Source organism: Streptomyces sp. NPDC088745 (assembly GCF_044751045.1).
In the GTDB taxonomy this organism is placed as follows: Bacteria; Actinomycetota; Actinomycetes; order Streptomycetales; family Streptomycetaceae; genus Streptomyces; species Streptomyces cremeus.
The window spans coordinates 1,726-2,931 of the sequence record NZ_JBIVLB010000033.1 but is presented as its reverse complement, the minus strand read 5'-3'; the positions used below and the strand labels follow the sequence as shown (position 1 = coordinate 2,931).

Here is a 1,206-nt window from a genome sequence, read left to right as displayed (position 1 = left end):
TTCAGAACTAACACAGTGGACGCGAGCAACTGAGGACAAGCCCTCGGCCTATTAGTACCAGTCAGCTCCACCCGTTACCGGGCTTCCACATCTGGCCTATCAACCCAGTCGTCTACTGGGAGCCTTAACCCCTCAAAGGGGGTGGGAATACTCATCTCGAAGCAGGCTTCCCGCTTAGATGCTTTCAGCGGTTATCCTTTCCGAACGTAGCCAACCAGCCATGCCCTTGGCAGGACAACTGGCACACCAGAGGTTCGTCCGTCCCGGTCCTCTCGTACTAGGGACAGCCCTTCTCAATATTCCTACGCGCACAGAGGATAGGGACCGAACTGTCTCACGACGTTCTAAACCCAGCTCGCGTACCGCTTTAATGGGCGAACAGCCCAACCCTTGGGACCGACTCCAGCCCCAGGATGCGACGAGCCGACATCGAGGTGCCAAACCATCCCGTCGATATGGACTCTTGGGGAAGATCAGCCTGTTATCCCCGGGGTACCTTTTATCCGTTGAGCGACAGCGCTTCCACAAGCCACTGCCGGATCACTAGTCCCGACTTTCGTCCCTGCTCGACCCGTCGGTCTCACAGTCAAGCTCCCTTGTGCACTTACACTCAACACCTGATTGCCAACCAGGCTGAGGGAACCTTTGGGCGCCTCCGTTACTCTTTAGGAGGCAACCGCCCCAGTTAAACTACCCATCAGACACTGTCCCTGATCCGGATCACGGACCGAGGTTAGACATCCAGCACGACCAGAGTGGTATTTCAACGGCGACTCCACACACACTGGCGTGCATGCTTCACAGTCTCCCACCTATCCTACACAAGCCGAACCGAACACCAATATCAAACTGTAGTAAAGGTCCCGGGGTCTTTCCGTCCTTCTGCGCGAAACGAGCATCTTTACTCGTAGTGCAATTTCACCGGGCCTATGGTTGAGACAGTCGAGAAGTCGTTACGCCATTCGTGCAGGTCGGAACTTACCCGACAAGGAATTTCGCTACCTTAGGATGGTTATAGTTACCACCGCCGTTTACTGGCGCTTAAGTTCTCAGCTTCGCCGACCCGAAAGTCAGCTAACCGGTCCCCTTAACGTTCCAGCACCGGGCAGGCGTCAGTCCGTATACATCGCCTTACGGCTTCGCACGGACCTGTGTTTTTAGTAAACAGTCGCTTCTCGCTGGTCTCTGCGGCCACCCCCAGCTCAC

At 55.7% G+C, this 1,206-nt stretch carries 1 rRNA gene (only partly in view); it reads right to left on the bottom strand.

Features of this window, described 5'->3' with window-relative positions:
* Positions 1–31: 31 nt before the first annotated feature.
* Positions 32–1,206, bottom strand: a 23S ribosomal RNA gene (locus tag ACIP93_RS37675) (its annotated part continues 1,725 nt past the right edge of the window); the annotation flags it as partial.